Origin of the sequence: Yersinia sp. 1252 StPb PI, from assembly GCF_048593885.1 — a bacterium.
Taxonomy (GTDB): domain Bacteria; phylum Pseudomonadota; class Gammaproteobacteria; order Enterobacterales; family Enterobacteriaceae; genus Yersinia; species Yersinia enterocolitica_E.
Window position 1 is genome coordinate 10,314 of record NZ_JAZGQE010000038.1, and the last position, 23,417, is coordinate 33,730.

Consider the following 23,417-nt stretch of genomic DNA (forward strand, 5'->3'; position numbering starts at 1 on the left):
GGCGTTAGTCGCATTTCACACTGTTTAGCGGCTGACTAACCCCCAATATTCCTTTCTATTTACGACTTAATATACTGCGTTCTCAGCTACGACCCACTCGGGTAGCTCGGTAGTCAAAGTAACGCGATGAAATGGTTTAAGAGTGATAGAAAAGAGTATTTCGAGAAGTGTTTCAACTTCTCTCTAAATAATAGTGTTGCATGAACTGTCCTATGTTCAGGGCAGACAGAGTGGGTCGACTTTTCAGCGAGCTGAGGAACCCTATGGTTTACTCCTATACCGAGAAAAAACGTATTCGTAAGGATTTTGGTAAACGTCCACAAGTTCTGGACATACCTTATCTCCTTTCTATCCAACTTGACTCGTTCCAGAAATTCATCGAGCAAGATCCCGAAGGGCAGCACGGTCTGGAAGCAGCATTCCGTTCTGTTTTTCCAATTCAGAGCTACAGTGGCAATTCGGAGCTGCAATACGTTAGCTACCGTCTTGGTGAACCTGTATTTGATGTTAAAGAGTGCCAGATCCGTGGTGTGACCTATTCCGCACCGCTACGCGTTAAGCTGCGTCTGGTAATCTATGAGCGCGAAGCTCCTGAAGGTACGGTCAAAGACATCAAAGAACAAGAAGTCTACATGGGTGAAATTCCACTCATGACCGAAAACGGTACCTTTGTCATTAACGGTACTGAGAGGGTTATCGTATCTCAGCTACACCGTAGCCCTGGCGTATTCTTTGACAGTGATAAGGGTAAAACCCATTCATCGGGTAAAGTGCTGTACAACGCACGTATCATCCCTTACCGCGGTTCATGGTTAGATTTCGAGTTTGACCCGAAAGACAACCTGTTTGTCCGTATCGACCGTCGTCGTAAATTGCCTGCAACCATCATTCTGCGCGCATTGAGTTTCACCACTGCACAGATCTTGGATCTGTTCTTCGAGAAAGTGGTCTTTGAGATTCGTGACAACAAGCTGCAGATGGAATTAGTTCCAGAGCGCCTGCGCGGTGAAACGGCATCCTTTGATATTGAAGCGAATGGCAAGGTTTACGTCGAGAAAGCGCGCCGTATTACTGCACGTCATATTCGCCAGCTTGAAAAAGACGGCATTGATCGCATCGAAGTTCCGGTTGAATACATTGCCGGTAAAGTAGTTGCAAAAGACTATATCGATACGAACACCGGTGAGCTTATCTGTGCAGCCAACATGGAGCTGTCACTGGATTTGCTGGCTAAACTGAGCCAGTCTGGCCACAAGCACATCGAAACATTGTTCACCAACGATCTGGATCACGGTGCTTATATCTCCGAGACCCTGCGTGTTGACCCAACCAGCGATCGTCTGAGCGCTTTGGTTGAGATCTATCGCATGATGCGTCCTGGTGAGCCACCAACACGCGAAGCTGCTGAAAATCTGTTTGAGAACCTGTTCTTCTCTGAAGACCGCTATGATTTGTCAGCGGTTGGCCGGATGAAGTTCAACCGTTCTCTGCTGCGTGACGAAATCGAAGGTTCCGGTATCCTGAGCAAAGAAGACATCACCGAAGTGATGAAAAAGCTCATCGATATCCGTAATGGTCGCGGCGAAGTGGATGATATCGACCACTTAGGCAACCGTCGTATTCGTTCCGTTGGTGAAATGGCTGAAAACCAGTTCCGTGTAGGTCTGGTTCGTGTTGAGCGTGCAGTTAAAGAGCGTTTGTCTCTGGGCGACCTCGACACTCTGATGCCTCAGGACATGATCAACGCTAAGCCGATTTCGGCGGCGGTGAAAGAGTTCTTCGGTTCCAGCCAGTTGTCACAATTTATGGACCAGAACAACCCGTTGTCTGAGATTACGCATAAACGCCGTATCTCTGCATTGGGCCCGGGCGGTTTGACCCGTGAACGTGCTGGCTTTGAAGTTCGAGACGTACACCCGACTCACTACGGTCGCGTATGTCCAATCGAAACGCCAGAAGGTCCAAACATCGGTCTGATCAACTCCTTGTCTGTCTACGCACAGACCAACGAGTATGGTTTCCTGGAAACACCTTATCGTCGCGTGCGCGATGGTGTGGTGACCGATGAAATTAACTACCTGTCTGCTATTGAAGAAGGCAATTTCGTTATCGCTCAGGCGAACTCCAACCTGGACGAAGACGGCCGCTTCATTGAAGACTTGGTCACTTGTCGTAGCAAAGGCGAATCAAGCCTGTTTAGCCGCGACCAAGTTGACTATATGGACGTTTCCACTCAACAGGTGGTGTCTGTTGGTGCTTCTCTGATTCCATTCCTGGAACACGATGACGCCAACCGTGCATTGATGGGTGCGAACATGCAACGTCAGGCGGTTCCTACTCTGCGTGCTGATAAGCCGCTGGTGGGTACTGGTATGGAACGTGCAGTAGCGGTTGACTCAGGGGTAACCTCTGTAGCCAAACGTGGCGGTACGGTTCAATACGTAGATGCATCCCGTATCGTTATTAAAGTTAACGAAGACGAAATGTATCCGGGCGAAGCAGGCATTGATATTTATAACCTGACTAAATACACCCGTTCTAACCAGAACACCTGTATCAACCAGATGCCGTGTGTGAATCTGGGTGAGCCAATCGAGCGCGGCGACGTGCTGGCAGATGGCCCATCAACAGACCTGGGCGAACTGGCATTGGGTCAGAACATGCGCGTAGCGTTCATGCCTTGGAACGGTTACAACTTCGAAGACTCCATCTTGGTCTCCGAGCGCGTGGTACAAGAAGATCGCTTCACCACCATCCACATTCAAGAACTGGCCTGTGTGTCCCGTGACACCAAGCTGGGGCCAGAAGAGATAACGGCTGATATCCCGAACGTGGGTGAAGCTGCACTGTCCAAACTGGATGAGTCCGGTATCGTGTATATCGGTGCTGAAGTGACTGGCGGCGACATTCTGGTTGGTAAGGTAACACCTAAAGGTGAAACCCAACTGACGCCAGAAGAGAAACTGTTACGTGCGATCTTCGGTGAGAAAGCGTCTGATGTTAAAGACTCTTCTCTGCGTGTACCAAACGGTGTTTCCGGTACGGTTATTGACGTACAAGTCTTTACTCGCGACGGTGTAGAAAAAGACAAACGTGCGTTAGAAATCGAAGAGATGCAACTGAAGCAGGCTAAGAAAGACCTGACTGAAGAGTTGCAGATCCTGGAAGCGGGCCTGTTTGCACGTATCCATGCAGTACTGGTTTCTGGTGGCATCGAAGCTGACAAGCTGAGCAAGTTACCACGTGATCGTTGGCTCGAACTGGGCCTGACCGACGAAGACAAGCAAAACCAACTGGAACAGTTGGCAGAGCAGTACGACGAAATGAAATCCGAATTCGAGAAGAAGATGGATGCCAAGCGTCGTAAGATCACCCAAGGTGATGATTTGGCACCAGGCGTGCTGAAGATCGTCAAGGTGTATTTGGCGGTTAAACGTCAGATTCAACCGGGTGACAAGATGGCCGGTCGTCACGGTAACAAAGGTGTTATCTCCAAGATTAACCCGATCGAAGATATGCCTTACGATGAAAACGGTACGCCGGTAGACATCGTTCTGAACCCGCTGGGCGTACCATCGCGTATGAACATCGGTCAGATTTTGGAAACCCACTTAGGGATGGCAGCGAAAGGCATTGGCGAGAAAATCAACGCCATGCTGAAGAAGCAGGAAGAAGTTGCCAAACTGCGTGAGTTCATCCAGAAAGCCTACGATCTGGGCGACAACGTTTGTCAGAAAGTTGATCTGAGCACCTTCACCGATGACGAAGTATTGCGTCTGGCTGAGAACCTGAAAAAAGGTATGCCAATTGCAACACCAGTCTTCGATGGCGCGACAGAGAAAGAGATCAAGGAACTGTTACAGCTAGGTGGTCTGCCAACTTCTGGTCAGATTACTCTGTTTGACGGCCGTACCGGCGAGCAATTCGAACGTCAGGTTACTGTCGGCTACATGTACATGCTGAAACTGAACCACTTGGTTGATGACAAGATGCATGCGCGTTCTACCGGTTCTTACAGCCTGGTTACTCAGCAGCCGCTGGGTGGTAAGGCTCAGTTCGGTGGTCAGCGCTTCGGTGAGATGGAAGTGTGGGCGTTGGAAGCTTATGGCGCCGCGTACACATTGCAGGAAATGCTTACCGTCAAGTCCGACGATGTAAACGGCCGTACCAAGATGTACAAAAACATCGTGGATGGCGATCACCGTATGGAACCAGGCATGCCGGAGTCCTTCAACGTATTGTTGAAAGAAATCCGCTCGCTGGGCATCAATATCGAGCTGGAAGAAGAGTAACTCTTCGCCAGACGGCAGACTCTTACAGCCGGGAGTCTGCTGGTGGTTCGTACTGGTCACAGGGGCGCTCAAATTTCGTTTGAGCGCCTATCAGGTCTAACTCCGACAGGAGCCAATCCGTGAAAGACTTATTAAAGTTTCTGAAAGCGCAAACTAAGACCGAAGAGTTTGATGCGATCAAAATTGCTCTGGCATCGCCAGACATGATCCGTTCATGGTCGTTCGGTGAAGTTAAAAAGCCGGAAACCATTAACTACCGTACGTTCAAACCAGAACGTGACGGCCTTTTCTGTGCCCGTATCTTTGGCCCAGTAAAAGATTACGAATGCCTGTGCGGTAAGTACAAGCGTTTGAAACACCGTGGTGTTATTTGTGAGAAATGCGGCGTTGAAGTGACTCAAACCAAAGTGCGCCGTGAGCGTATGGGTCACATCGAACTGGCTTCTCCAACTGCGCACATCTGGTTCCTGAAATCGCTGCCATCCCGCATCGGTTTACTGCTGGATATGCCATTACGTGACATCGAACGTGTACTGTACTTCGAATCCTATGTGGTTGTTGAAGGCGGTATGACCAACCTGGAACGTCGTCAGATCCTGACTGAAGAGCAGTATCTGGACGCGTTGGAAGAGTTTGGTGATGAGTTCGACGCGAAAATGGGCGCCGAGGCGATTCAGGCCCTGTTGAAAAACATGGATCTGGAAGCTGAGTGCGAGATCCTGCGTGAAGAATTGAACGAAACAAATTCTGAAACCAAGCGTAAGAAGCTGACTAAGCGTATCAAGCTGCTGGAAGCGTTCGTACAGTCTGGCAATAAGCCAGAGTGGATGATCCTGACCGTGCTGCCTGTGTTGCCGCCAGACTTGCGTCCATTGGTTCCGTTGGATGGTGGTCGTTTTGCGACTTCTGATCTGAACGATTTGTATCGTCGCGTGATCAACCGTAACAACCGTTTGAAGCGCCTGCTGGACTTGGCGGCTCCTGACATCATCGTACGTAACGAAAAGCGTATGCTGCAAGAAGCAGTAGATGCATTGCTGGATAACGGCCGTCGCGGTCGTGCGATTACCGGCTCTAACAAGCGTCCGTTGAAGTCACTGGCTGACATGATCAAAGGTAAGCAAGGTCGTTTCCGTCAGAACTTGCTGGGTAAACGTGTTGACTACTCAGGTCGTTCGGTTATCACCGTTGGTCCATACCTGCGTCTGCATCAGTGCGGTCTGCCTAAGAAAATGGCTCTTGAGCTGTTCAAACCGTTCATCTACGGCAAGCTGGAATTGCGTGGTCTTGCTACCACCATTAAAGCCGCCAAGAAGATGGTTGAGCGTGAAGAAGCTGTGGTTTGGGATATCCTGGATGAAGTTATCCGCGAACACCCAGTGCTGCTGAACCGTGCTCCAACCCTTCACCGTTTGGGTATCCAGGCGTTTGAACCGGTTCTGATCGAAGGTAAGGCAATCCAGTTGCACCCATTGGTTTGTGCGGCATATAACGCCGACTTCGATGGTGACCAAATGGCTGTTCACGTACCGCTGACACTGGAAGCTCAGTTAGAAGCGCGTGCGTTGATGATGTCTACCAACAACATCCTGTCACCAGCGAACGGCGAGCCAATCATCGTTCCTTCTCAGGACGTTGTATTGGGTCTGTATTACATGACCCGCGACTGTGTTAACGCCAAAGGCGAAGGCATGGTTCTGACTGGCCCGAAAGAAGCTGAACGTATTTATCGTGGTGGCCTGGCATCGCTACATGCTCGCGTAAAAGTACGTATTACTGAAGAAATTCGTAATGTCGAAGGCGAAAGCATTACGCGCACCAGCATCATCGATACGACAGTTGGCCGTGCTATTTTGTGGATGATCGTCCCGAAAGGCCTGCCTTACTCTATCGTGAACCAGCCGCTGGGCAAGAAAGCTATCTCCAAGATGCTGAACACCTGTTACCGCATCCTGGGCTTGAAGCCAACGGTTATCTTTGCTGACCAGATCATGTACACCGGTTTTGCTTACGCAGCACGCTCAGGCGCCTCTGTAGGTATCGATGACATGGTTATCCCAGAAGCGAAAGCAGGGATCATCGAAGAAGCTGAAACTGAAGTTGCCGAGATCCAGGAGCAGTTCCAATCTGGTCTGGTAACCGCAGGCGAACGTTATAACAAAGTGATCGATATCTGGGCCGCGGCTAACGAACGTGTTGCCAAGGCAATGATGGATAACTTGTCTGTAGAAGATGTTGTCAACCGTGACGGCGTTGTCGAACAGCAAGTGTCATTCAACAGCATCTTTATGATGGCCGACTCCGGTGCGCGTGGTTCTGCTGCACAGATTCGTCAGCTGGCAGGGATGCGTGGTCTGATGGCCAAGCCAGATGGTTCGATCATTGAAACGCCAATCACTGCGAACTTCCGTGAAGGTTTGAACGTACTTCAGTACTTCATCTCAACCCACGGTGCGCGTAAAGGTTTGGCGGATACCGCATTGAAAACTGCGAACTCCGGTTACCTGACCCGTCGTTTGGTTGACGTGGCACAGGATCTGGTGGTAACCGAAGACGATTGTGGTACCCATAACGGTATCGTGATGACCCCGGTTATCGAAGGTGGTGATGTTAAAGAGCCACTGCGCGATCGCGTTCTGGGTCGTGTGACCGCAGAAGAAGTTATCAAGCCGGGTACGGCTGATATTCTGGTTCCGCGTAACACCCTGTTGGACGAAAAATGGTGTGATCTGTTAGAAGAAAACTCCGTCGACAGCGTTAAAGTTCGTTCAGTAGTAAGCTGTGAAACTGACTTTGGTGTGTGTGCAAACTGCTATGGTCGCGACCTGGCACGTGGTCACATCATCAACAAAGGTGAAGCAGTTGGTGTTATTGCAGCACAGTCAATCGGTGAGCCGGGTACCCAGCTTACGATGCGTACGTTCCACATCGGTGGTGCGGCATCTCGTGCGGCAGCAGAGTCTAGCATTCAGGTTAAGAACAAAGGCAGCTTGAAACTGAGCAACGTCAAGTTCGTTACCAATGCAGCGGGCAAGCTGGTTATTACTTCTCGTAATACCGAGCTGAAGCTGATCGACGAATTCGGTCGTACTAAAGAAAGCTACAAAGTGCCTTACGGTGCAGTAATGGCTAAAGGCGATGGCGCAGAAGTCCAGGGCGGCGAAACCGTTGCGAACTGGGATCCGCACATCATGCCAGTTGTGACCGAAGTGAGCGGTTTCATTCGCTTCGCGGACATGGTTGACGGCCAGACCATTACCCGCCAGACCGACGAACTGACTGGTTTGTCTTCTCTGGTAGTACTGGATAGTGCAGAGCGTACCGGTAGCGGTAAAGACCTGCGTCCGGCACTGAAAATCGTTGACGCCAAAGGCGACGATGTATTGATCCCAGGTACTGATATGCCTGCTCAATACTTCCTGCCAGGTAAAACGATTGTACAGCTGGAAGACGGCATTCAGATCGGTGCAGGTGATACCCTGGCGCGTATTCCTCAGGAATCAAGCGGTACCAAGGATATTACCGGTGGTCTGCCACGTGTTGCTGACTTGTTCGAAGCACGTCGTCCGAAAGAGCCTGCAATCCTGGCTGAAATCAGCGGGATCATCTCGTTCGGTAAAGAGACCAAAGGCAAACGTCGTCTGGTTATCTCACCGTTGGATGGTAGCGATGCATACGAAGAGATGATTCCGAAATGGCGTCAGCTCAACGTGTTCGAAGGTGAAATTGTAGAACGCGGTGACGTGGTATCCGACGGCCCAGAATCTCCACATGACATTCTGCGTCTGCGTGGCGTTCACGCGGTTACCCGTTACATCACCAACGAAGTGCAGGAAGTTTACCGTCTGCAAGGCGTTAAGATTAACGATAAACACATCGAAGTTATCGTTCGTCAGATGTTGCGTAAAGGCACCATCGTTGACTCAGGTAGCACTGACTTCCTGGAAGGCGAGCAGGCAGAAATGTCTCGCGTTAAAATCGCTAACCGTAAGCTGGCAGCCGAAGGCAAAATCGAGGCTACGTTCACGCGTGACCTGCTGGGTATCACCAAGGCATCCTTGGCGACCGAGTCCTTCATCTCTGCGGCTTCGTTCCAGGAAACCACGCGCGTTCTTACTGAAGCGGCAGTTGCCGGTAAACGTGATGAACTGCGTGGCCTGAAAGAAAACGTAATCGTGGGCCGTCTGATCCCAGCCGGTACCGGTTACGCTTATCATCAGGATCGTGCACGCCGTAAAGCTCTGGGTGAAGTTCCTGTTGTACCGCAAGTTAGCGCGGATGAAGCAACGGCTAACCTGGCTGAATTGCTTAACGCCGGTTTTGGTAACAGCAAAGACTAATCTCTTTGTTGCTCACCAACGTAAAAACCGCTCCTTATGGGGCGGTTTTTTTTTGCTTTTTTTAGGATTTAAACGGTCGGTTTATTGCAGAGAACGCCCTAAATGGCGATCCCAATCCTTCCACACCGGCTGTAACCCCGCCCGTGTCAATGCCTGTGCTACCTGCTCCGGTGTGCGATTATCATGCGGAGCGAATTGCTCAAGTTCTGGATGATTATCTGCATACCCACCAGGCTGAGTTTTGGAACCCGCACTGACATTATTAATCGCGACCGGAATGACATTGTCGCGGAAGAAAGGTGATTCACGGGTAGATAGCGACAGTTCCACATCCGGGGCAAACAATCTAAAAGCACAGATCAATTGCAGCAGTTGCGGCTCACTCATCAGAGATGCTGGCTCGATACCGCCCGCACAAGGTCGTAGTCGTGGGAACGAAATAGAGTAGCGACTTTGCCAATAGGTCTGTTGCAGATAAAACAGATGCTCCGCCAGCATATAACAGTCAGTGCGCCAACTATTAGACAGCCCGATCAACGCACCTAGTCCGATCTTGTCGATCCCAGCCCGACCGAGACGATCTGGGGTTGCCAGTCGCCAGTGAAAATCTTGCTTATGCCCGCGCAAGTGATGTTGCTGGTAAGTCGCTGGGTGATAGGTTTCCTGATAAACCATCACACCGTCTAATCCCAACGTTTTTAGCTCCGCATACTCTTCTTGCGCCAATGGTTGAACTTCCATCATCAGTGAACTGAATCGACTACGGATGACTGGGAAGTGACGACGAAAGTAATCCATTCCTACTTTTGCCTGATGTTCACCAGTGACCAGTAGCAGATGTTCAAAGCCTAGCGCTTTGATAGCATCACACTCACGGATGATTTCTGCTTCATCTAAGGTTTTGCGCTTGATGCGATTGCTCATCGAGAAACCACAATAAGTGCAATCATTAGCACACAGATTAGAAAGGTAGAGCGGCACATAAAAACTCACCGTGTTACCAAAACGCTGGCGGGTTAATTGTTGAGCCTTCTGCGCCATCGGTTCGAGATAAGCCAGTGCTGCGGGCGAAATCAACGCCATTAAGTCGTCGCGATTCGGTTTGACGGCATTAATGGCCCGTTCAACATCAGTGGCGGTTTTACTGTTAATACGCAGAGAAATATCATCCCAATCTAATTGTTGCCAGTGTTGGCTGAAATCTTCAGACATGATGCTCCTCCTCTAACTGGCTGAGAAAGCCAGTCAGTGGGCTGGTGGCAATGGCCCTGCCAAACTGTTGGTTGCCAAGCCCAGCCTGACGCGCCAATTCACCGGATTCAACCGCCAAACGGAAAGCATGCGCCATGTGCACGGGTGAGCGTGCCACGGCAATTGCGGTATTAACCAGCACGGCATCAGCTCCCAATTCCATTGCCTCAAGCGCATGGCTTGGCGCACCAATTCCAGCATCGACTACCACGGGCACTTTGGCCTGCTCGATAATGATTTGCAGAAAGTCGCGGGTACGTAAGCCCAAATTTGAGCCAATCGGTGCACCCAATGGCATGACGGCAGCGCAGCCTGCTTCTTCCAGCCGCTTGCACAATACCGGGTCCGCGCCACAGTAAGGCAAAACAACAAATCCCTCTTTGACCAGTATTTCGGCGGCTTTCAGGGTTTCTATTGGGTCAGGCAGTAAATACTTCACATCGGGATGAATTTCCAATTTTACCCAATGGGTACCCAGCGCTTCGCGCGCCAGACGGGCGGCAAATACAGCCTCTTGCGCAGTTTTAGCCCCCGAGGTATTAGGCAGCAAACGCACACCTAATTGTTGCAAGGGCGCAAGAATTGCATCGTTCCCGGCCCGTAAATCAACCCGCTTCATCGCCATAGTAATCAGTTGTGACCCCGAGGCGCGCAATGCTTCCAGCATCAATTCAGGGGTGGAGAATTTTCCCGTACCGGTAAATAAACGTGAGGTAAAAGTGGTATCGGCGATCTTCAGCATGTCAGCCCCCGGCAATCGCTTGGAATAGCAAAATGTTATCACCCTCGTGTAACTGGCATTTTTCCCAGTCAGTGCGGGGGACGATGACCTGATTAATTGCCAGAGCCGTACCCGGCTGGTGGCGTTTGAGCTGATTGAGCAGCATTTCAGCGGTGATATTGCTCACCACCACTAACGGCTGATCATTGAGCACAATCTGTATGTGACCCGTTTTCACTGTGAACCTCCACAGGCAGGGCAATGCTTCGCCCGAGTCAGTTGCAGGGTGCTCCAGCTCTGCTGCTTGCCATCGAATAAGCGTAATTTCCCGCTCAGTGCCGACGGCAGTCCTGCCAACATCTTGATAGCCTCCAGTGCTTGCAAGGTGCCAATGACGCCGACCACCGGCCCCAATACGCCAGCAGTACGGCAGTTACGTTGTGGTAATTCTTTATCGGGATATAGACAGGCGTAGCAGCCTTGAGAATAAGGCGGCTCAATCACCAGCAATTGCCCGCTGAATCCCACGGCACTACCGCTAATTAATGGTTTTTGTGCGGTGATACAGGCTGCATTTACCTGATGGCGCGTCTCCATGTTGTCGCTGCAATCCAGCACCAAATCAGCGTTAGCTACCGCATCGGCCAATGCCGCACCTAGCAGCCGCGTATCAAATGGGACAACCTCAATCAACGGATTGAGGCTTTGCAAATGACGCTGGGCTAACCGTGCTTTACTTTGATTAGCAAAGGATGTTTGGCTGATATCTGTGGTGCGATACAGGATCTGGCGCTGTAAATTGGTCAGTTCCAGTTGGTCATCATCCGCCAGTAATAGCTTACCGACGCCGGCTGCCGCCAAATAGAGCGCAGCAGGCGAACCAAGGCCGCCAAGGCCGATAATCAGCACACTGGCACTTTTCAGCTTCAACTGGCCCTCAGGGCCGATATCCTCCAGTAATAACTGGCGGCTGTAGCGCAAGAATTCGCTGTCACTCAACTCATGCTTGTTTGTCATCAGCCAGCTCCTTGCCCTCGATCAGGTGCAGTAATTGTGCTGTTGCCTGCTGCCAATCGTCACTCAGGGTAATAGCACTGACGACCGCTACACTACCGACACCCGTGGCCAGGACCGCCGGTACGCGCTCAATGCTGATGCCGCCGATGGCAACGGTCGGGTAGTCTGGCGTGTTGTCGACCATCTGCTTGAGCACCGTCAACCCTTGTGGTGATGACGGCATTTGCTTGGTTTGTGTGGGGAAGATGTGACCCATGGCGATATAAGAGGGCCGGACAGCTTTAGCTATCGCCAGTTCCTGCTCATCATGAGTTGATACGCCCAGCCGTAATCCAGCTTGCTGAATCGCGGCCAAGTCGGCTGTTGCCAGATCTTCCTGACCCAGATGAACACCATAGGCACCATGCTTAATCGCTAGCCGCCAATAATCATTGATAAATAAGCGTGCCTGATAGCGTTTGCCTAACGCTATGGCAGCGGCAATGTCTTGTTCTACCTGCGCATCATCTAACTCTTTGATACGTAGTTGTATTGTGGTTACACCTGCGGCAAGCAGGCGCTCTATCCAAAGTAGGCTATCGACGACGGGATAGAGACCAAGACGCTGTACCGTCGCAGGGAAACCTTTCTTTGCAGAAAATGAGGCATGATTAGACAGGTTCATTATTGGCCTCGCTCTTGAGGTTAACGGGGCTGTGATACAGCTCGCTGCCGCGAGAGCGGAACTCCGCTGACATCTGTTCCATACCTGATTGTAAAATTTCGATCGGTTGGGCTGCTGTTTCTTGTGTCGCTGCTAGCTCTTGCGCCGCAGCCTGTTCTTGCGTAGCGGCATAGTCGCGGACTTCCTGAGAGATTTTCATCGAGCAGAATTTCGGCCCGCACATTGAGCAGAAGTGGGCCACTTTGCCGGACTCCTGCGGCAGGGTTTCGTCGTGATAGGCTCGTGCGGTTTCTGGATCAAGCGCCAGATTGAACTGATCTTCCCAGCGGAATTCAAAGCGCGCTTTCGACATGGCATTATCGCGGATCTGCGCACCGGGGTGGCCTTTGGCCAAATCTGCGGCATGGGCGGCGATTTTATAAGTAATAAGTCCTTGTTTCACATCCTCTTTATTAGGCAGGCCAAGATGTTCTTTCGGTGTGACGTAACACAGCATGGCGCAACCGAACCAGCCAATCATGGCCGCCCCAATACCTGACGTGAAATGGTCATAACCTGGCGCAATATCCGTGGTTAGCGGGCCTAAGGTATAGAATGGTGCTTCATGGCAGTGTTCCAACTCTTCGGTCATATTGCGGCGAATCATCTGCATCGGCACATGACCGGGGCCTTCAATCATCACCTGCACATCATATTCCCAGGCGATTTTGGTCAATTCACCCAAGGTATGCAGTTCAGCGAACTGGGCTTCATCATTGGCATCCTGGATGGAACCAGGGCGCAGACCATCACCCAGTGACAGTGAGACATCATAGGCCGCACAGATCTGGCAGATTTCGCGAAAATGCTGATACAGGAAGTTTTCCTGATGATGGGAAAGGCACCACTTCGCCATAATTGAACCGCCACGGGAGACGATACCGGTCAAGCGTTTGGCGGTCATCGGCACATAACGCAGCAACACACCGGCATGGATAGTAAAGTAATCCACCCCTTGCTCGGCCTGCTCCAACAGCGTGTCACGGAACATTTCCCAGGTTAGGTTCTCAGCCACACCATTTACTTTTTCTAATGCCTGATAGATAGGAACGGTACCAATAGGGACCGGGCTATTGCGCAGGATCCATTCGCGGGTTTCATGGATATAGCGTCCCGTGGACAAATCCATCACGGTATCTGCACCCCAGCGGGTTGACCACACCAGTTTTTCTACTTCCTCTTCGATGGAGGAGGTCACCGCAGAGTTACCGATATTGGCATTCACTTTCACTAAAAAGTTACGACCAATAATCATCGGCTCAGATTCTGGGTGGTTAATATTGGCGGGAATGATAGCTCGGCCCGCCGCCACTTCCTGACGTACAAATTCGGCAGTGATATTTTCTGGCAGGTTAGCGCCAAAAGCCTGTCCTGGATGCTGCTGGCGTAGTACTTCACCGCGAATACGTTCACGGCCCATATTTTCTCGCAGTGCGATAAACTCCATCTCTGGCGTGATGATACCCTGACGGGCGTAATGCAGTTGGGTGACGCATTTGCCTGTGATGGCTTTCTTCGGGTGTGGCAGATGCTCAAAACGCAAATGATCCAAGCCTTCGTCGGCTAAACGTTGTTGGGTGAAGCCAGAGCTGACAGAGGTCAGTGCGGCGCTATCCTGGCGTTCAGCTATCCAGCTATCGCGTAATTTGGGTAGCCCGCTGTGAACATCCAGTTTGGCATTTGAGTCACCATATGGGCCGGAAGTGTCATACACCGGGATGGCTTCGTTATCTTCATAGCGTGGTGCGTCTTTGCCACCGCCAATCAGTGTCGGACTGAGCTGGATTTCGCGCATCGGTACCAGAATATCTGGCCGTGAGCCTTGTAGGTAAATACGTTGGGAGTTGGGGAAAGTGACACCTTGCAAGGTATCAATAAACTGTTGAGCTTGTTCACGTTGTTGTTTACGTGGAATAGGCTTACGTGGGCGTGATGAACTTTTAGTGGTTGTATTATTAGACATAGCAATTCCTACCAGTGTGGTTTATAGGGAAAATTGCTTGTCTGGAGCTTGGCGGGAGTAACGATGTTGGCCAGTAACCGGCAGCTACCTGTAAGGATAAAGACCGGGCCTGTAGCGATAAATTACTCTTGTTCCCTTCGCGGGTATTAACCCGATCAGGTTCCGCGGATCCCGAATTAACGGTCTCAGCCTGCGTTTGCTTTCCTAAAAAGGCAATCGCTAGGCACTCCGACAAGAATCTTTACTATACGAGGTTGAATTAAAACTACAAGCCCGTGCTGTTCAGTGGGCTATTTTACCTGCCCTGTTTGAATAACTGGCTGGGCGGCTTGCCACGACTCGGATGCCCATTGAATCAATTGATCTTCCAAGCGGAAACGGGCATCAAGGGCTTCACCGATATCAGATAATGCTTGTTGAAACTCGATACAACTGTCCTGATCGATCTCAATGTTGGTATAACGATCATGGAATGTCATGATCGTTTGAGTATTATTTTTTAACGCAGGATACACTTTGGTCGTCAGCGCCATTTTTGGGCTAGACGCGCCTTCCACCTGTTTGATAATTCTGTCATAGATATGAAAATGCCCGGAAGAGAGATAATCCACTAAATTATGGCAAAAGTTCTCCAGCGCTTTTTCGTTAAGCGGGGTATGCTTTTCTTTTTGCGGCTTAATACCGATCACTGTGCAATATGAAACTAACAGTTCTTTACGCGCATGAAGCCATTGATCAATTAATTCATTACTGCCGCCAACGCGTTGAGTCAGGCTTTCTAGTCGGTTGAGCATGAACGACTCCGTGAGTAAGGAAAAGTAATAGTGGGTTACAAAAATGTAACAAGCCGGATTCTAGATTGCCAGTGAAGTCGAGGTTGTGCAACAACGATATGGAACTACAACTTACAGGTAAAGAAAGTGGCTGGTGGATTGTCAGTCATGAAAACAAATTATGGTTGCCGAAAGGGGAGTTACCACAAGGTAATGCCGCTAATTGGTCATTGCAGGGCGCAACGGCAAGGCAAATCGGTGAATGGCAAGGGCAGGCGGTATGGCTGATCCGTCAGATGATGTCTACTGATATGGGGTCCGTGCGGCAATTACTGGATGTGGATCGCGGCTTGTTCCAATTGGCTGGGCGTGGTGTGCAACTGGCAGAGTTTTATCGTTCTCACCGTTTTTGTGGTTATTGCGGTCACCAAATGCAGGCCAGCCGTTCCGAGTGGGCTTGTCTGTGTAATCATTGCCGTGAGCGCTATTACCCACAAGTCGCCCCTTGTGTGATTGTTGCCATTCGCCGTGATGATGAAATTTTATTGGCGCAGCATGTACGGCATCGTGGCGGCATTAATACCGTATTGGCAGGCTTTGTCGAAGTGGGTGAGACTCTGGAGCAGGCGGTTTCCCGTGAAGTTTTAGAAGAAAGTAATATTCACATTAAAAATCTGCGCTACGTAACATCACAGCCTTGGCCGTTCCCCCATTCACTGATGATGGCGTTTATGGCCGAGTATGACAGTGGTGAATTACGACATGACCCTAAAGAGCTGCTAAATGCCGGTTGGTATCGTTATGACCAATTGCCATTACTGCCGCCGCCAGGCACCGTAGCACGACGATTAATTGAAGATACCGTGGTGTTATGCCGCGAGCACCGTGAGTTGATCTAATCAGAAGGGAGTACTGAAGCGCTAACCTCATAGCCGACGCAGTTTAAACCCCATGAGAGTGAGTCATTATCGCGCCCTTAATAGCGGCGGCAGTTAGCAGGAAAGTATTATCTGACATGCTACAATATGGTCCGCTAAAAGATGGCCGCCAGATAATTAAGGGAGCTCCACCATGAATGAGTTGAAAAACGATCGCTATCTGCGAGCCTTATTGCGTCAACCGGTAGATGTAACGCCGGTATGGATGATGCGTCAGGCGGGCCGTTATTTGCCGGAATATAAAGCTACCCGCGCGGTTGCCGGGGATTTTATGTCGCTGTGCAAAAATGCGGAACTGGCTTGTGAAGTGACGATGCAGCCATTACGTCGCTATCCATTGGACGCCGCGATTCTGTTTTCAGACATTCTGACCATCCCCGATGCTATGGGGCTGGGGCTCTATTTTGAAACCGGTGAAGGCCCACGCTTCCAATCCCCGATTACTTGTCGCGCCGACGTCGAAAAGTTACCCATCCCCGACCCAGAACAGGAATTGGGTTATGTGATGAACGCGGTAAGAACCATTCGCCGTGAGCTGAAAGGTGCAGTGCCATTAATTGGTTTTTCCGGCAGCCCATGGACGCTGGCAACCTATATGGTTGAAGGTGGTAGTAGCAAAGCGTTCACCAAACTGAAGAAAATGATGTATGCCGAGCCGCAAACCCTGCATCTGCTACTGGATAAACTGGCCGATAGCGTCATCTTGTATCTCGATGCGCAAATCAAAGCTGGCGCTCAATCTGTGATGGTGTTTGATACTTGGGGCGGGGTACTGACAGGGCGTGATTATCTTGAATTCTCCTTGAACTACATGCATAAAATCGTCGATGGCCTGATCCGCGAAAACGACGGGCGTCGGGTACCGGTGACCTTGTTCACTAAAGGTGGCGGGCAATGGCTGGAAGCAATGGCTGCTACCGGTTGTGATGCATTAGGGTTGGATTGGACCACGGATATCGGCGATGCGCGCCGTCGGGTGGGTGATAAGGTCGCTCTGCAAGGTAATATGGACCCCTCTGTGTTATACGCACCACCTGCCCGTATTGAGCAGGAAGTGAGTACTATTCTCGCAAGTTTTGGCCAGGGTGAAGGGCATGTGTTTAATCTGGGGCACGGCATTCATCAGGATGTTCCGCCACAACATGCAGGGGCTTTTGTTGATGCAGTGCATACGTTATCAAAGCCTTATCATCAAAACTAATCGCTTATACCCAAAGTCATTGGGGCGGCGGGTAACCGCACTGTAGCTTCAAGCGCGAGGGAGGTTGGTCGATGATAGATACCAAAGCGTTACGGGCAGAACAGTTACAACGAGCATCTGACATTATTCTTCACGATGATTTTGATAGTGGGTCAGTGCACTTTATTGCCGGTGCGGATGTTGGTTTTGAGCAGCAGGGGGAGATTACCCGTGCTGCTATCGCGATTTTGCGTTATCCCTCGCTAGAACTGGTGGAATATCAGGTTGCCCGCGTGGCAACTTCACTGCCGTATATCCCCGGTTTACTCTCTTTCCGTGAATATCCTGCATTATTAGCCGCCTGGGGGCAGTTGCAGCAACGGCCTCAACTGGTGTTTGTTGATGGGCAAGGTATCGCACATCCGCGTCGTTTAGGCGTTGCCAGCCATTTTGGGCTGTTGGTTGATGTTCCGACCATTGGTGTCGCCAAAAGTCGCCTGTGTGGGCACTCTCTGCCGCTAGAGAGCGATAACGGCGCATTACAACCACTCATTGATGGTGATGAGCAACTTGGCTGGGTGTGGCGCAGCAAAGTCCGTTGCAATCCACTGTTTATCTCGCCCGGTCATCGGGTCAGTGTTAGCAGTACTTTGGCGTGGGTACAGGCTTGCATGGCGGGCTACCGTTTGCCTGAGCCAACCCGTTGGGCTGATGCTATCGCCTCAAACCGCCCGCAATTTCAGCGTTGGGTGCGGAAAAATCCTGATTTACTTGGCAACCATAGGGATATGATTTAATTTCGGGTACACTGCCGCGCAGATAATGAATAATGAGAACTTATAATGATACGTAATCCGATTCATCTACGTCTCGAGAAGCTGGAAAGTTGGCAACACCTGACTTTCATGGCTTGCTTATGTGAGCGGATGTATCCCAACTATCAGCAATTTTGTCTGGAAACTGAATTTGGCGACCCGGCTGTTTACCGGCGCATTCTGGACCTGATCTGGGAAACTTTGGTCATAAAAGACGCAAAAGTTAACTTTGATAGCCAGTTAGAGAAGCTGGAAGAGGCAATTCCTTCAGCCGATGACTATGCTATCTACGGTGTTTATCCTGCCATCGATGCCTGTATTGCATTGGGCGAGGCCATCCATTCGCGTTTGAGTGGTGAAACACTGGAACATGCTGTCGCTATCAGCGAAGCATCAATTCGTACCGTTGCAATGTTGGAAATGACGTTGGCCGGTAAAGAAATGACCGATGAAGAACTGAAAATTTTGCCTGCGATTGAAGAAGAATGGGATATCCAATGGGAGATTTTCCGTCTGTTAGCTGACTGTGAAGAGCGCGACTTAGATCTGATAAAAGGGCTACGATCTGACCTGCGGGAAGCGGCTGTTAGCAACATTGGCATAAATTTAACGCAATAAGGCAAGAAAACGTGATTTAACGCCTGATTTGTCACGTCTTAAGGCTTCACATCTGCCCCCTGTCTGTTCTACATTTGGGGGGCGAAAAAAAGTGGCTATCGGTGCGTGTATGCAGGAGAGTGCTGTCCATCGGCATATCCGTCGCACTCGATGCTTTGCAAACGATAAACACACTGTAAGGATAACTTATGAATAAGACTCAACTGATTGACGTAATCGCGGACAAAGCGGACCTTTCTAAAGCACAAGCTAAAGCTGCTTTGGAGTCCACACTGGCTGCAATTACCGAATCTCTGAAAGACGGTGATCCAGTACAATTGGTTGGTTTTGGTACTTTCAAGGTAAACCATCGTAATGAGCGCACTGGCCGCAACCCACAGACTGGTAAAGAAATCAAAATTGCTGCAGCTAATGTGCCAGCGTTTGTTTCTGGTAAAGCACTGAAAGATTCTGTTAAATCTTAATAGTGTGTCAGTGAAAATAATAAGCAGGGGGGTGGCAAAGCCCCTTTTGTTTATGCAGCGGGTGCTGATGACCCTCGGTTTAGCCTTTGGTCTCAGCGCCTGTAGCAGTCAGTCAGGTTCCCCTCAATTTAGTGCCAGCGGATATATCGCCGATAGCGGTGTCGTTCGTTTATGGCGTCAGGATAATGCGCAGCAGCAGCCACAAGTGCTGATGAGCGTCTACAGCCCCTATTCCGGGGACAATACTCGCGTAACCTTCTACGAATATCAAAATGGCATTTTGCGGGAAATTCGGCGCAACGATTTGGGTCATAACCCGCAGAGCGTCGAGCTGCGTTTTGATGAACAAGGACAGGTGAGTTTTATGCAGCGCCAACTGGCCGAACGGCGTGAGCAGCTCTCTGCGGATAATATCGCGGTCTATCAGTTGGAAGCGAAACGAATTCTCGAACAGAGCAGTGCACTGCGCGCCGGAAATGTCAGGTTAATTCAGGGACAGTGGCGAGATGGTGTGGTTACCACCTGTGATAAGAAAACGTTGCGATTGAAAGTTGACGATAACTCACAGGCATGGCTGAGCAAACGGGGAGAGGGCAGTGCGCAAGCTCTGGGCGTCGCGTGGTTGGATTCGTCGCAGGGTCAGCAATTGCTGTTGGTTGCCAATCAGGACTTCTGCCGCTGGGAGCCGACAGCCGGTAGTTTGTAAGGCCTGATAAGAAGCAGGGCACAGCAAGCTGCGCCCGTAGAATACAAGGGTAGATTTATTTACCGCGAGCAATCGCCCGATAACCAATGTCTTTACGGTAGAAAGCCCCTTCCCACTGAATATTTTCAGCTAACCGATACGCGTTTTGCTGTGCCTGGGCGACGGTGGCACCCAGCGCAGTTACACACAATACGCGACCGCCGCTAGTGACGACTTCATTATTGCCATTCAGTTTGGTTCCGGCGTGGAACACTTTACCGTCAGCTACCTCCTGCTGTGGTAATCCATGAATGACATCACCCTGGCGATAATCTGCCGGATAACCGCCAGCGGCCAACACCACACCTAGCGATGGGCGCTCGTCCCAGTCAGAGGTTTTCTCATTCAATTTGCCTTGCGCACCGGCTAAGCACAATTCAACCAAGTCTGAACGCATGCGTAGCATGATGGGTTGAGTTTCCGGGTCACCAAAGCGACAGTTGAACTCAATCACTTTTGGTTGCCCGTCAGCGGAAATCATCAGACCGGCATAGAGGAAGCCGGTATAGACATTACCTTCTGCCGCCATACCGCGCACTGTCGGCCAGATAACACTTTCCATCACTCGCTGATGAACTTCATCAGTGACTACCGGTGCCGGGGAATATGCCCCCATGCCACCGGTATTCGGACCGGTATCACCATCGCCAACCCGCTTATGGTCCTGGCTGGTGGCCATTGGTAATACATTTTCACCATCAACCATCACGATAAAGCTGGCTTCTTCGCCGTCGAGAAACTCTTCCACCACGATACGGTGGCCTGCATCACCAAAGGCATTGCCTGCCAGCATGTCATGAACAGCGGTTTCTGCTTCTTCCAACGTCATCGCAACAATCACGCCTTTACCGGCGGCCAGCCCATCAGCCTTAATCACGATCGGTGCACCGATTTTACGAACATAGGCTAAAGCAGGCTCCACCTCTGTGAAGTTCTGGTAAAACGCAGTTGGGATATTGTGGCGCGCCAGGAAGTCTTTGGTGAAAGCTTTAGATCCTTCCAACTGAGCCGCGGCTTGCGTTGGCCCAAAAATGGTCAAACCGGCTGCGCGGAAAGCATCAACCACACCAATAACTAACGGTGCTTCCGGGCCGACAATGGTCAGGCCAATATCATGGCTCTGAGCAAAGGCCAACAGACCCGCAATATCAGTTGCCGCGATATCGACATTTTCTAAACCAGATTCTAGTGCGGTGCCAGCATTACCCGGCGCGACATAAATTTTGCCCGCTAAAGGCGACTGTGCTGCTTTCCAGCCCAGCGCGTGTTCACGCCCGCCATTACCAATAATCAAAATATTCATCAGATGACTCCGTTAAGCGGGTTAATTAATGGCGGAAATGGCGCATGTCGGTAAAGATCATGGCGATACCATGCTCATCAGCCGCAGCAATGACTTCATCGTCACGGATTGAACCACCCGGTTGGATAACACAACTGATCCCGACAGATGCAGCAGCATCGATACCGTCACGGAACGGGAAGAAAGCATCGGAGGCCATGGCAGAACCGGCTACTTCTAATCCTTCATCCGCCGCTTTAATACCGGCAATTTTGGCAGAATAGACACGGCTCATTTGGCCTGCGCCTATACCGATAGTCATATTGTCGCGTGCATAGACAATAGCATTGGATTTAACGAACTTAGCTACTTTCCAGCAGAACAGTGCATCACGCAGTTCTTGCTCCGTTGGCTGGCGCTTGGACACCACGCGCAGATCGGCTGCGGTCACCATACCTAAATCGCGGTCTTGGACCAGCAAACCACCATTGACGCGTTTGAAGTCCAGACCGGTAGCACGCTCCTGCCACTGGCCACAGGTCAGAACACGGACATTTTGTTTGGCGGCAAGCAATGCCAGTGCTTCAGTGCTGACTGCGGGGGCAATGATGACTTCAACAAACTGGCGGTTGATAATTGCGCTGGCGGTTTCGGCATCCAATTCACGGTTAAAGGCAATAATGCCGCCGAAAGCAGAAGTTGGGTCAGTTTTATAGGCTTTTTCGTAAGCGGCCAACAGCGAGTCGGCAATCGCCACGCCGCATGGGTTGGCATGCTTGACGATCACACAGGCAGGCTCGCTGAACTCTTTCACACATTCTAATGCCGCATCGGTATCTGCGATATTGTTATAGGAGAGCGCTTTACCCTGCAATTGCTGTGCGGTAGCCACAGATGCCTCTTTAACCTCTTCTTCTATATAGAAGGCCGCTTGCTGGTGGCTGTTTTCACCATAGCGCATATCTTGTTTCTTTATATAGTTAAGATTCAGGGTGCGTGGGAAGCGGCCTGATGGCTGCTTGGTATCACCATGGTAAGGTGGCACCAGCGCGCCGAAGTAATTGGCAATCATGCTGTCGTAAGCGGCGGTGTGCTCAAACGCCTTGATAGCCAAGTCGAAACGGGTTGGATAAGTTAATGAACCATCATTCTCGTCCAGTTCGGCAATAATCGCTGGGTAGTCGCTACTCTTAACGACAATGGCGACATCTTTATGGTTCTTGGCGGCGGAGCGCACCATGGTAGGGCCACCGATATCGATATTCTCAACTGCATCTTCCCGTGAGCAATCCGGGCGAGCAACTGTCTGAGCGAACGGATATAGATTCACGACAACAATATCAATTGGCTGAATATCATGTTGAGCCATGATGCCATCATCCTGACCACGACGGCCCAAAATGCCGCCATGCACTTTTGGATGCAACGTTTTAACGCGTCCGTCCATCATTTCCGGGAAACCGGTATAGTCAGAAACCTCAGTGACGGGCAGACCCGCATCGGCCAGCAGGCGGGCAGTTCCACCGGTGGAAAGTAACTCGATGCCACGCTGAGAAAGTGCGGCGGCGAATTCGATGATACCGGCTTTGTCAGACACACTGAGTAGAGCACGGCGGATTGGGCGGCGTTGTTGCATGGTTTTATCCCTTGGCTTTGGAGTCGCAGTTATTCTTCGCAATCATTCAATAGAGCGTTATCTGAATCCTACCTTCTTATATAGGTAACTATATAGAGAGGAACAAACTCAGATAACGTCCCAAAAATAGGGAGCAATGCCACTCTTTGCTGCTTTCACCAGGGCGATTCATCCTCTACCACAATAAAATACGCTTTATCCTGAGCGGTATTCCCCAGTTTTATAAAAAATCACATCATGTCATCGATATTTTGCCGACAAGGTCACTCTTTTTCGCCGCGGGGAATTGTAGCGAAAACGATTGCGTGATGCTCGTCAATTTTGAGTGCAGATTCAATCTGTGGATAAGTTTGTGCACAACTGGGTATAAAGCGGGGTTTTGCTGTGGAATGCAGCAAACAGTCATTTTTATTGAAATTAGCGGTTGCGGGCGGCGCGGAACTCCCTATAATGCGCATCCATCGAGACGGCACACAACGAATCAAGTAGTTAAGTGACCGGCAAAGAGAACAGAGAAATTCAACGAAATTAGTAGTTGACTCTGAATGAGGAAAGCGTAATATGCGCACCTCGCGTTACCAACCACCGGTTGCTAACGCGCTGCTCTTTAACAATTTATCAGACAATCTGTGTGGGCACTCGCAAGACGATATCGAAGCCTGTTTCGGCAGGCAGAAGC

The 23,417-nt window shown here is 50.5% G+C and carries 17 protein-coding genes and 1 riboswitch; of the genes, 8 read left to right on the top strand and 9 right to left on the bottom strand.

The features are described 5' to 3' along the window. Window positions 1-263: 263 nt before the first annotated feature. Together rpoB and rpoC are read left to right on the top strand one after the other, a co-directional pair. Window positions 264-4,292, top strand: coding sequence for a DNA-directed RNA polymerase subunit beta (gene rpoB, locus V2A85_RS08210; RefSeq protein ID WP_083162047.1), 4,029 nt, complete (start codon window positions 264-266; stop codon window positions 4,290-4,292). A 119-nt stretch (window positions 4,293-4,411) separates the two neighbouring features. Beyond that, window positions 4,412-8,632: a DNA-directed RNA polymerase subunit beta' gene (gene rpoC / locus V2A85_RS08215; RefSeq protein ID WP_005192331.1), complete on the top strand. Its 4,221-nt coding sequence runs from the start codon at window positions 4,412-4,414 to the stop codon at window positions 8,630-8,632. Between the two features lie 81 nt (window positions 8,633-8,713). Here rpoC and thiH read toward each other — a convergent pair whose 3' ends face one another. The 7 genes from thiH to rsd form a co-directional block, all read right to left on the bottom strand. After that, a complete protein-coding gene (gene thiH, locus V2A85_RS08220; RefSeq protein ID WP_420071225.1) occupies window positions 8,714-9,844 on the bottom strand; it encodes a 2-iminoacetate synthase ThiH in 1,131 nt (376 codons plus the stop codon). After that, window positions 9,837-10,625 carry a thiazole synthase gene (locus V2A85_RS08225; RefSeq protein WP_420071226.1) on the bottom strand — a complete coding sequence of 263 codons (789 nt, stop codon included), beginning with the start codon at window positions 10,623-10,625 and terminating at the stop codon, window positions 9,837-9,839. Before V2A85_RS08225 ends, thiH begins: the two co-directional genes overlap by 8 nt. Before the next feature lies 1 nt (window position 10,626). Beyond that, window positions 10,627-10,842, bottom strand: a complete 216-nt coding sequence (thiS, locus tag V2A85_RS08230; RefSeq protein WP_372560016.1) for a sulfur carrier protein ThiS — start codon at window positions 10,840-10,842, stop codon at window positions 10,627-10,629. Next, window positions 10,839-11,621 carry a HesA/MoeB/ThiF family protein gene (locus V2A85_RS08235; RefSeq protein ID WP_420071227.1) on the bottom strand — a complete coding sequence of 261 codons (783 nt, stop codon included), beginning with the start codon at window positions 11,619-11,621 and terminating at the stop codon, window positions 10,839-10,841. Before V2A85_RS08235 ends, thiS begins: the two co-directional genes overlap by 4 nt. Further along, window positions 11,605-12,285: a thiamine phosphate synthase gene (gene thiE / locus V2A85_RS08240; RefSeq protein WP_372560014.1), complete on the bottom strand. Its 681-nt coding sequence runs from the start codon at window positions 12,283-12,285 to the stop codon at window positions 11,605-11,607. Before thiE ends, V2A85_RS08235 begins: the two co-directional genes overlap by 17 nt. Beyond that, window positions 12,272-14,287: a phosphomethylpyrimidine synthase ThiC gene (gene thiC / locus V2A85_RS08245; protein ID WP_420071228.1), complete on the bottom strand. Its 2,016-nt coding sequence runs from the start codon at window positions 14,285-14,287 to the stop codon at window positions 12,272-12,274. The genes thiE and thiC overlap by 14 nt, the downstream gene beginning before the upstream one ends. 115 nt (window positions 14,288-14,402) lie before the next feature. After that, window positions 14,403-14,528, bottom strand: a riboswitch (TPP riboswitch). Window positions 14,529-14,577: 49 nt separating this feature from the next. Next, on the bottom strand, window positions 14,578-15,081 hold the full coding sequence (rsd, locus tag V2A85_RS08250; protein ID WP_372560012.1) for a sigma D regulator: 504 nt from the start codon (window positions 15,079-15,081) through the stop codon (window positions 14,578-14,580). Between the two features lie 98 nt (window positions 15,082-15,179). Here rsd and nudC point away from each other — a divergent pair, with 98 nt between their 5' ends. The 6 genes from nudC (at window position 15,180) to V2A85_RS08280 (ending at window position 19,781) form a co-directional block, all read left to right on the top strand. Continuing rightward, window positions 15,180-15,959, top strand: coding sequence for an NAD(+) diphosphatase (gene nudC, locus V2A85_RS08255; RefSeq protein WP_372560011.1), 780 nt, complete (start codon window positions 15,180-15,182; stop codon window positions 15,957-15,959). A gap of 172 nt (window positions 15,960-16,131) precedes the next feature. Beyond that, a complete protein-coding gene (gene hemE / locus V2A85_RS08260) occupies window positions 16,132-17,199 on the top strand; it encodes a uroporphyrinogen decarboxylase (RefSeq protein ID WP_420071229.1) in 1,068 nt (355 codons plus the stop codon). A gap of 71 nt (window positions 17,200-17,270) precedes the next feature. After that, window positions 17,271-17,975 (top strand): deoxyribonuclease V, encoded by a 705-nt coding sequence (gene nfi / locus V2A85_RS08265; RefSeq protein ID WP_420071230.1) that lies wholly within the window; start codon window positions 17,271-17,273, stop codon window positions 17,973-17,975. Between the two features lie 45 nt (window positions 17,976-18,020). Next, entirely contained in the window at window positions 18,021-18,611 is a 591-nt protein-coding gene (locus tag V2A85_RS08270) for a YjaG family protein (protein ID WP_372560008.1), read from the top strand. Between the two features lie 188 nt (window positions 18,612-18,799). Beyond that, window positions 18,800-19,075 carry a nucleoid-associated protein HU-alpha gene (gene hupA, locus V2A85_RS08275; RefSeq protein WP_004876782.1) on the top strand — a complete coding sequence of 92 codons (276 nt, stop codon included), beginning with the start codon at window positions 18,800-18,802 and terminating at the stop codon, window positions 19,073-19,075. Between the two features lie 52 nt (window positions 19,076-19,127). Beyond that, window positions 19,128-19,781, top strand: a complete 654-nt coding sequence (locus V2A85_RS08280; RefSeq protein ID WP_372560664.1) for a DUF1481 domain-containing protein — start codon at window positions 19,128-19,130, stop codon at window positions 19,779-19,781. A 55-nt stretch (window positions 19,782-19,836) separates the two neighbouring features. Here the strand turns inward: V2A85_RS08280 and purD are convergent, their stop codons facing one another. Together purD and purH are read right to left on the bottom strand one after the other, a co-directional pair. Next, window positions 19,837-21,123, bottom strand: a complete 1,287-nt coding sequence (gene purD / locus V2A85_RS08285; RefSeq protein WP_372560007.1) for a phosphoribosylamine--glycine ligase — start codon at window positions 21,121-21,123, stop codon at window positions 19,837-19,839. Window positions 21,124-21,148: 25 nt separating this feature from the next. Then, window positions 21,149-22,738, bottom strand: a complete 1,590-nt coding sequence (gene purH, locus V2A85_RS08290; protein ID WP_420071231.1) for a bifunctional phosphoribosylaminoimidazolecarboxamide formyltransferase/IMP cyclohydrolase — start codon at window positions 22,736-22,738, stop codon at window positions 21,149-21,151. Between the last annotated feature and the right edge of the window lie 679 nt (window positions 22,739-23,417).

Coding starts and splice junctions, on each gene's coding strand:
- V2A85_RS08280 (WP_372560664.1), top strand. CDS start 19,128: ATGCAGCGGGTGCTGATGACCCTCGGTTTAGCCTTTGGTCTCAGCGCC.
- thiH (WP_420071225.1), bottom strand. CDS start 9,844: ATGTCTGAAGATTTCAGCCAACACTGGCAACAATTAGATTGGGATGAT.
- thiC (WP_420071228.1), bottom strand. CDS start 14,287: ATGTCTAATAATACAACCACTAAAAGTTCATCACGCCCACGTAAGCCT.
- V2A85_RS08235 (WP_420071227.1), bottom strand. CDS start 11,621: ATGACAAACAAGCATGAGTTGAGTGACAGCGAATTCTTGCGCTACAGC.
- nfi (WP_420071230.1), top strand. CDS start 17,271: ATGATAGATACCAAAGCGTTACGGGCAGAACAGTTACAACGAGCATCT.
- purD (WP_372560007.1), bottom strand. CDS start 21,123: ATGAATATTTTGATTATTGGTAATGGCGGGCGTGAACACGCGCTGGGC.
- rsd (WP_372560012.1), bottom strand. CDS start 15,081: ATGCTCAACCGACTAGAAAGCCTGACTCAACGCGTTGGCGGCAGTAAT.
- thiE (WP_372560014.1), bottom strand. CDS start 12,285: ATGAACCTGTCTAATCATGCCTCATTTTCTGCAAAGAAAGGTTTCCCT.
- V2A85_RS08270 (WP_372560008.1), top strand. CDS start 18,021: ATGATACGTAATCCGATTCATCTACGTCTCGAGAAGCTGGAAAGTTGG.
- hemE (WP_420071229.1), top strand. CDS start 16,132: ATGAATGAGTTGAAAAACGATCGCTATCTGCGAGCCTTATTGCGTCAA.
- purH (WP_420071231.1), bottom strand. CDS start 22,738: ATGCAACAACGCCGCCCAATCCGCCGTGCTCTACTCAGTGTGTCTGAC.
- hupA (WP_004876782.1), top strand. CDS start 18,800: ATGAATAAGACTCAACTGATTGACGTAATCGCGGACAAAGCGGACCTT.
- V2A85_RS08225 (WP_420071226.1), bottom strand. CDS start 10,625: ATGCTGAAGATCGCCGATACCACTTTTACCTCACGTTTATTTACCGGT.
- rpoB (WP_083162047.1), top strand. CDS start 264: ATGGTTTACTCCTATACCGAGAAAAAACGTATTCGTAAGGATTTTGGT.
- nudC (WP_372560011.1), top strand. CDS start 15,180: ATGGAACTACAACTTACAGGTAAAGAAAGTGGCTGGTGGATTGTCAGT.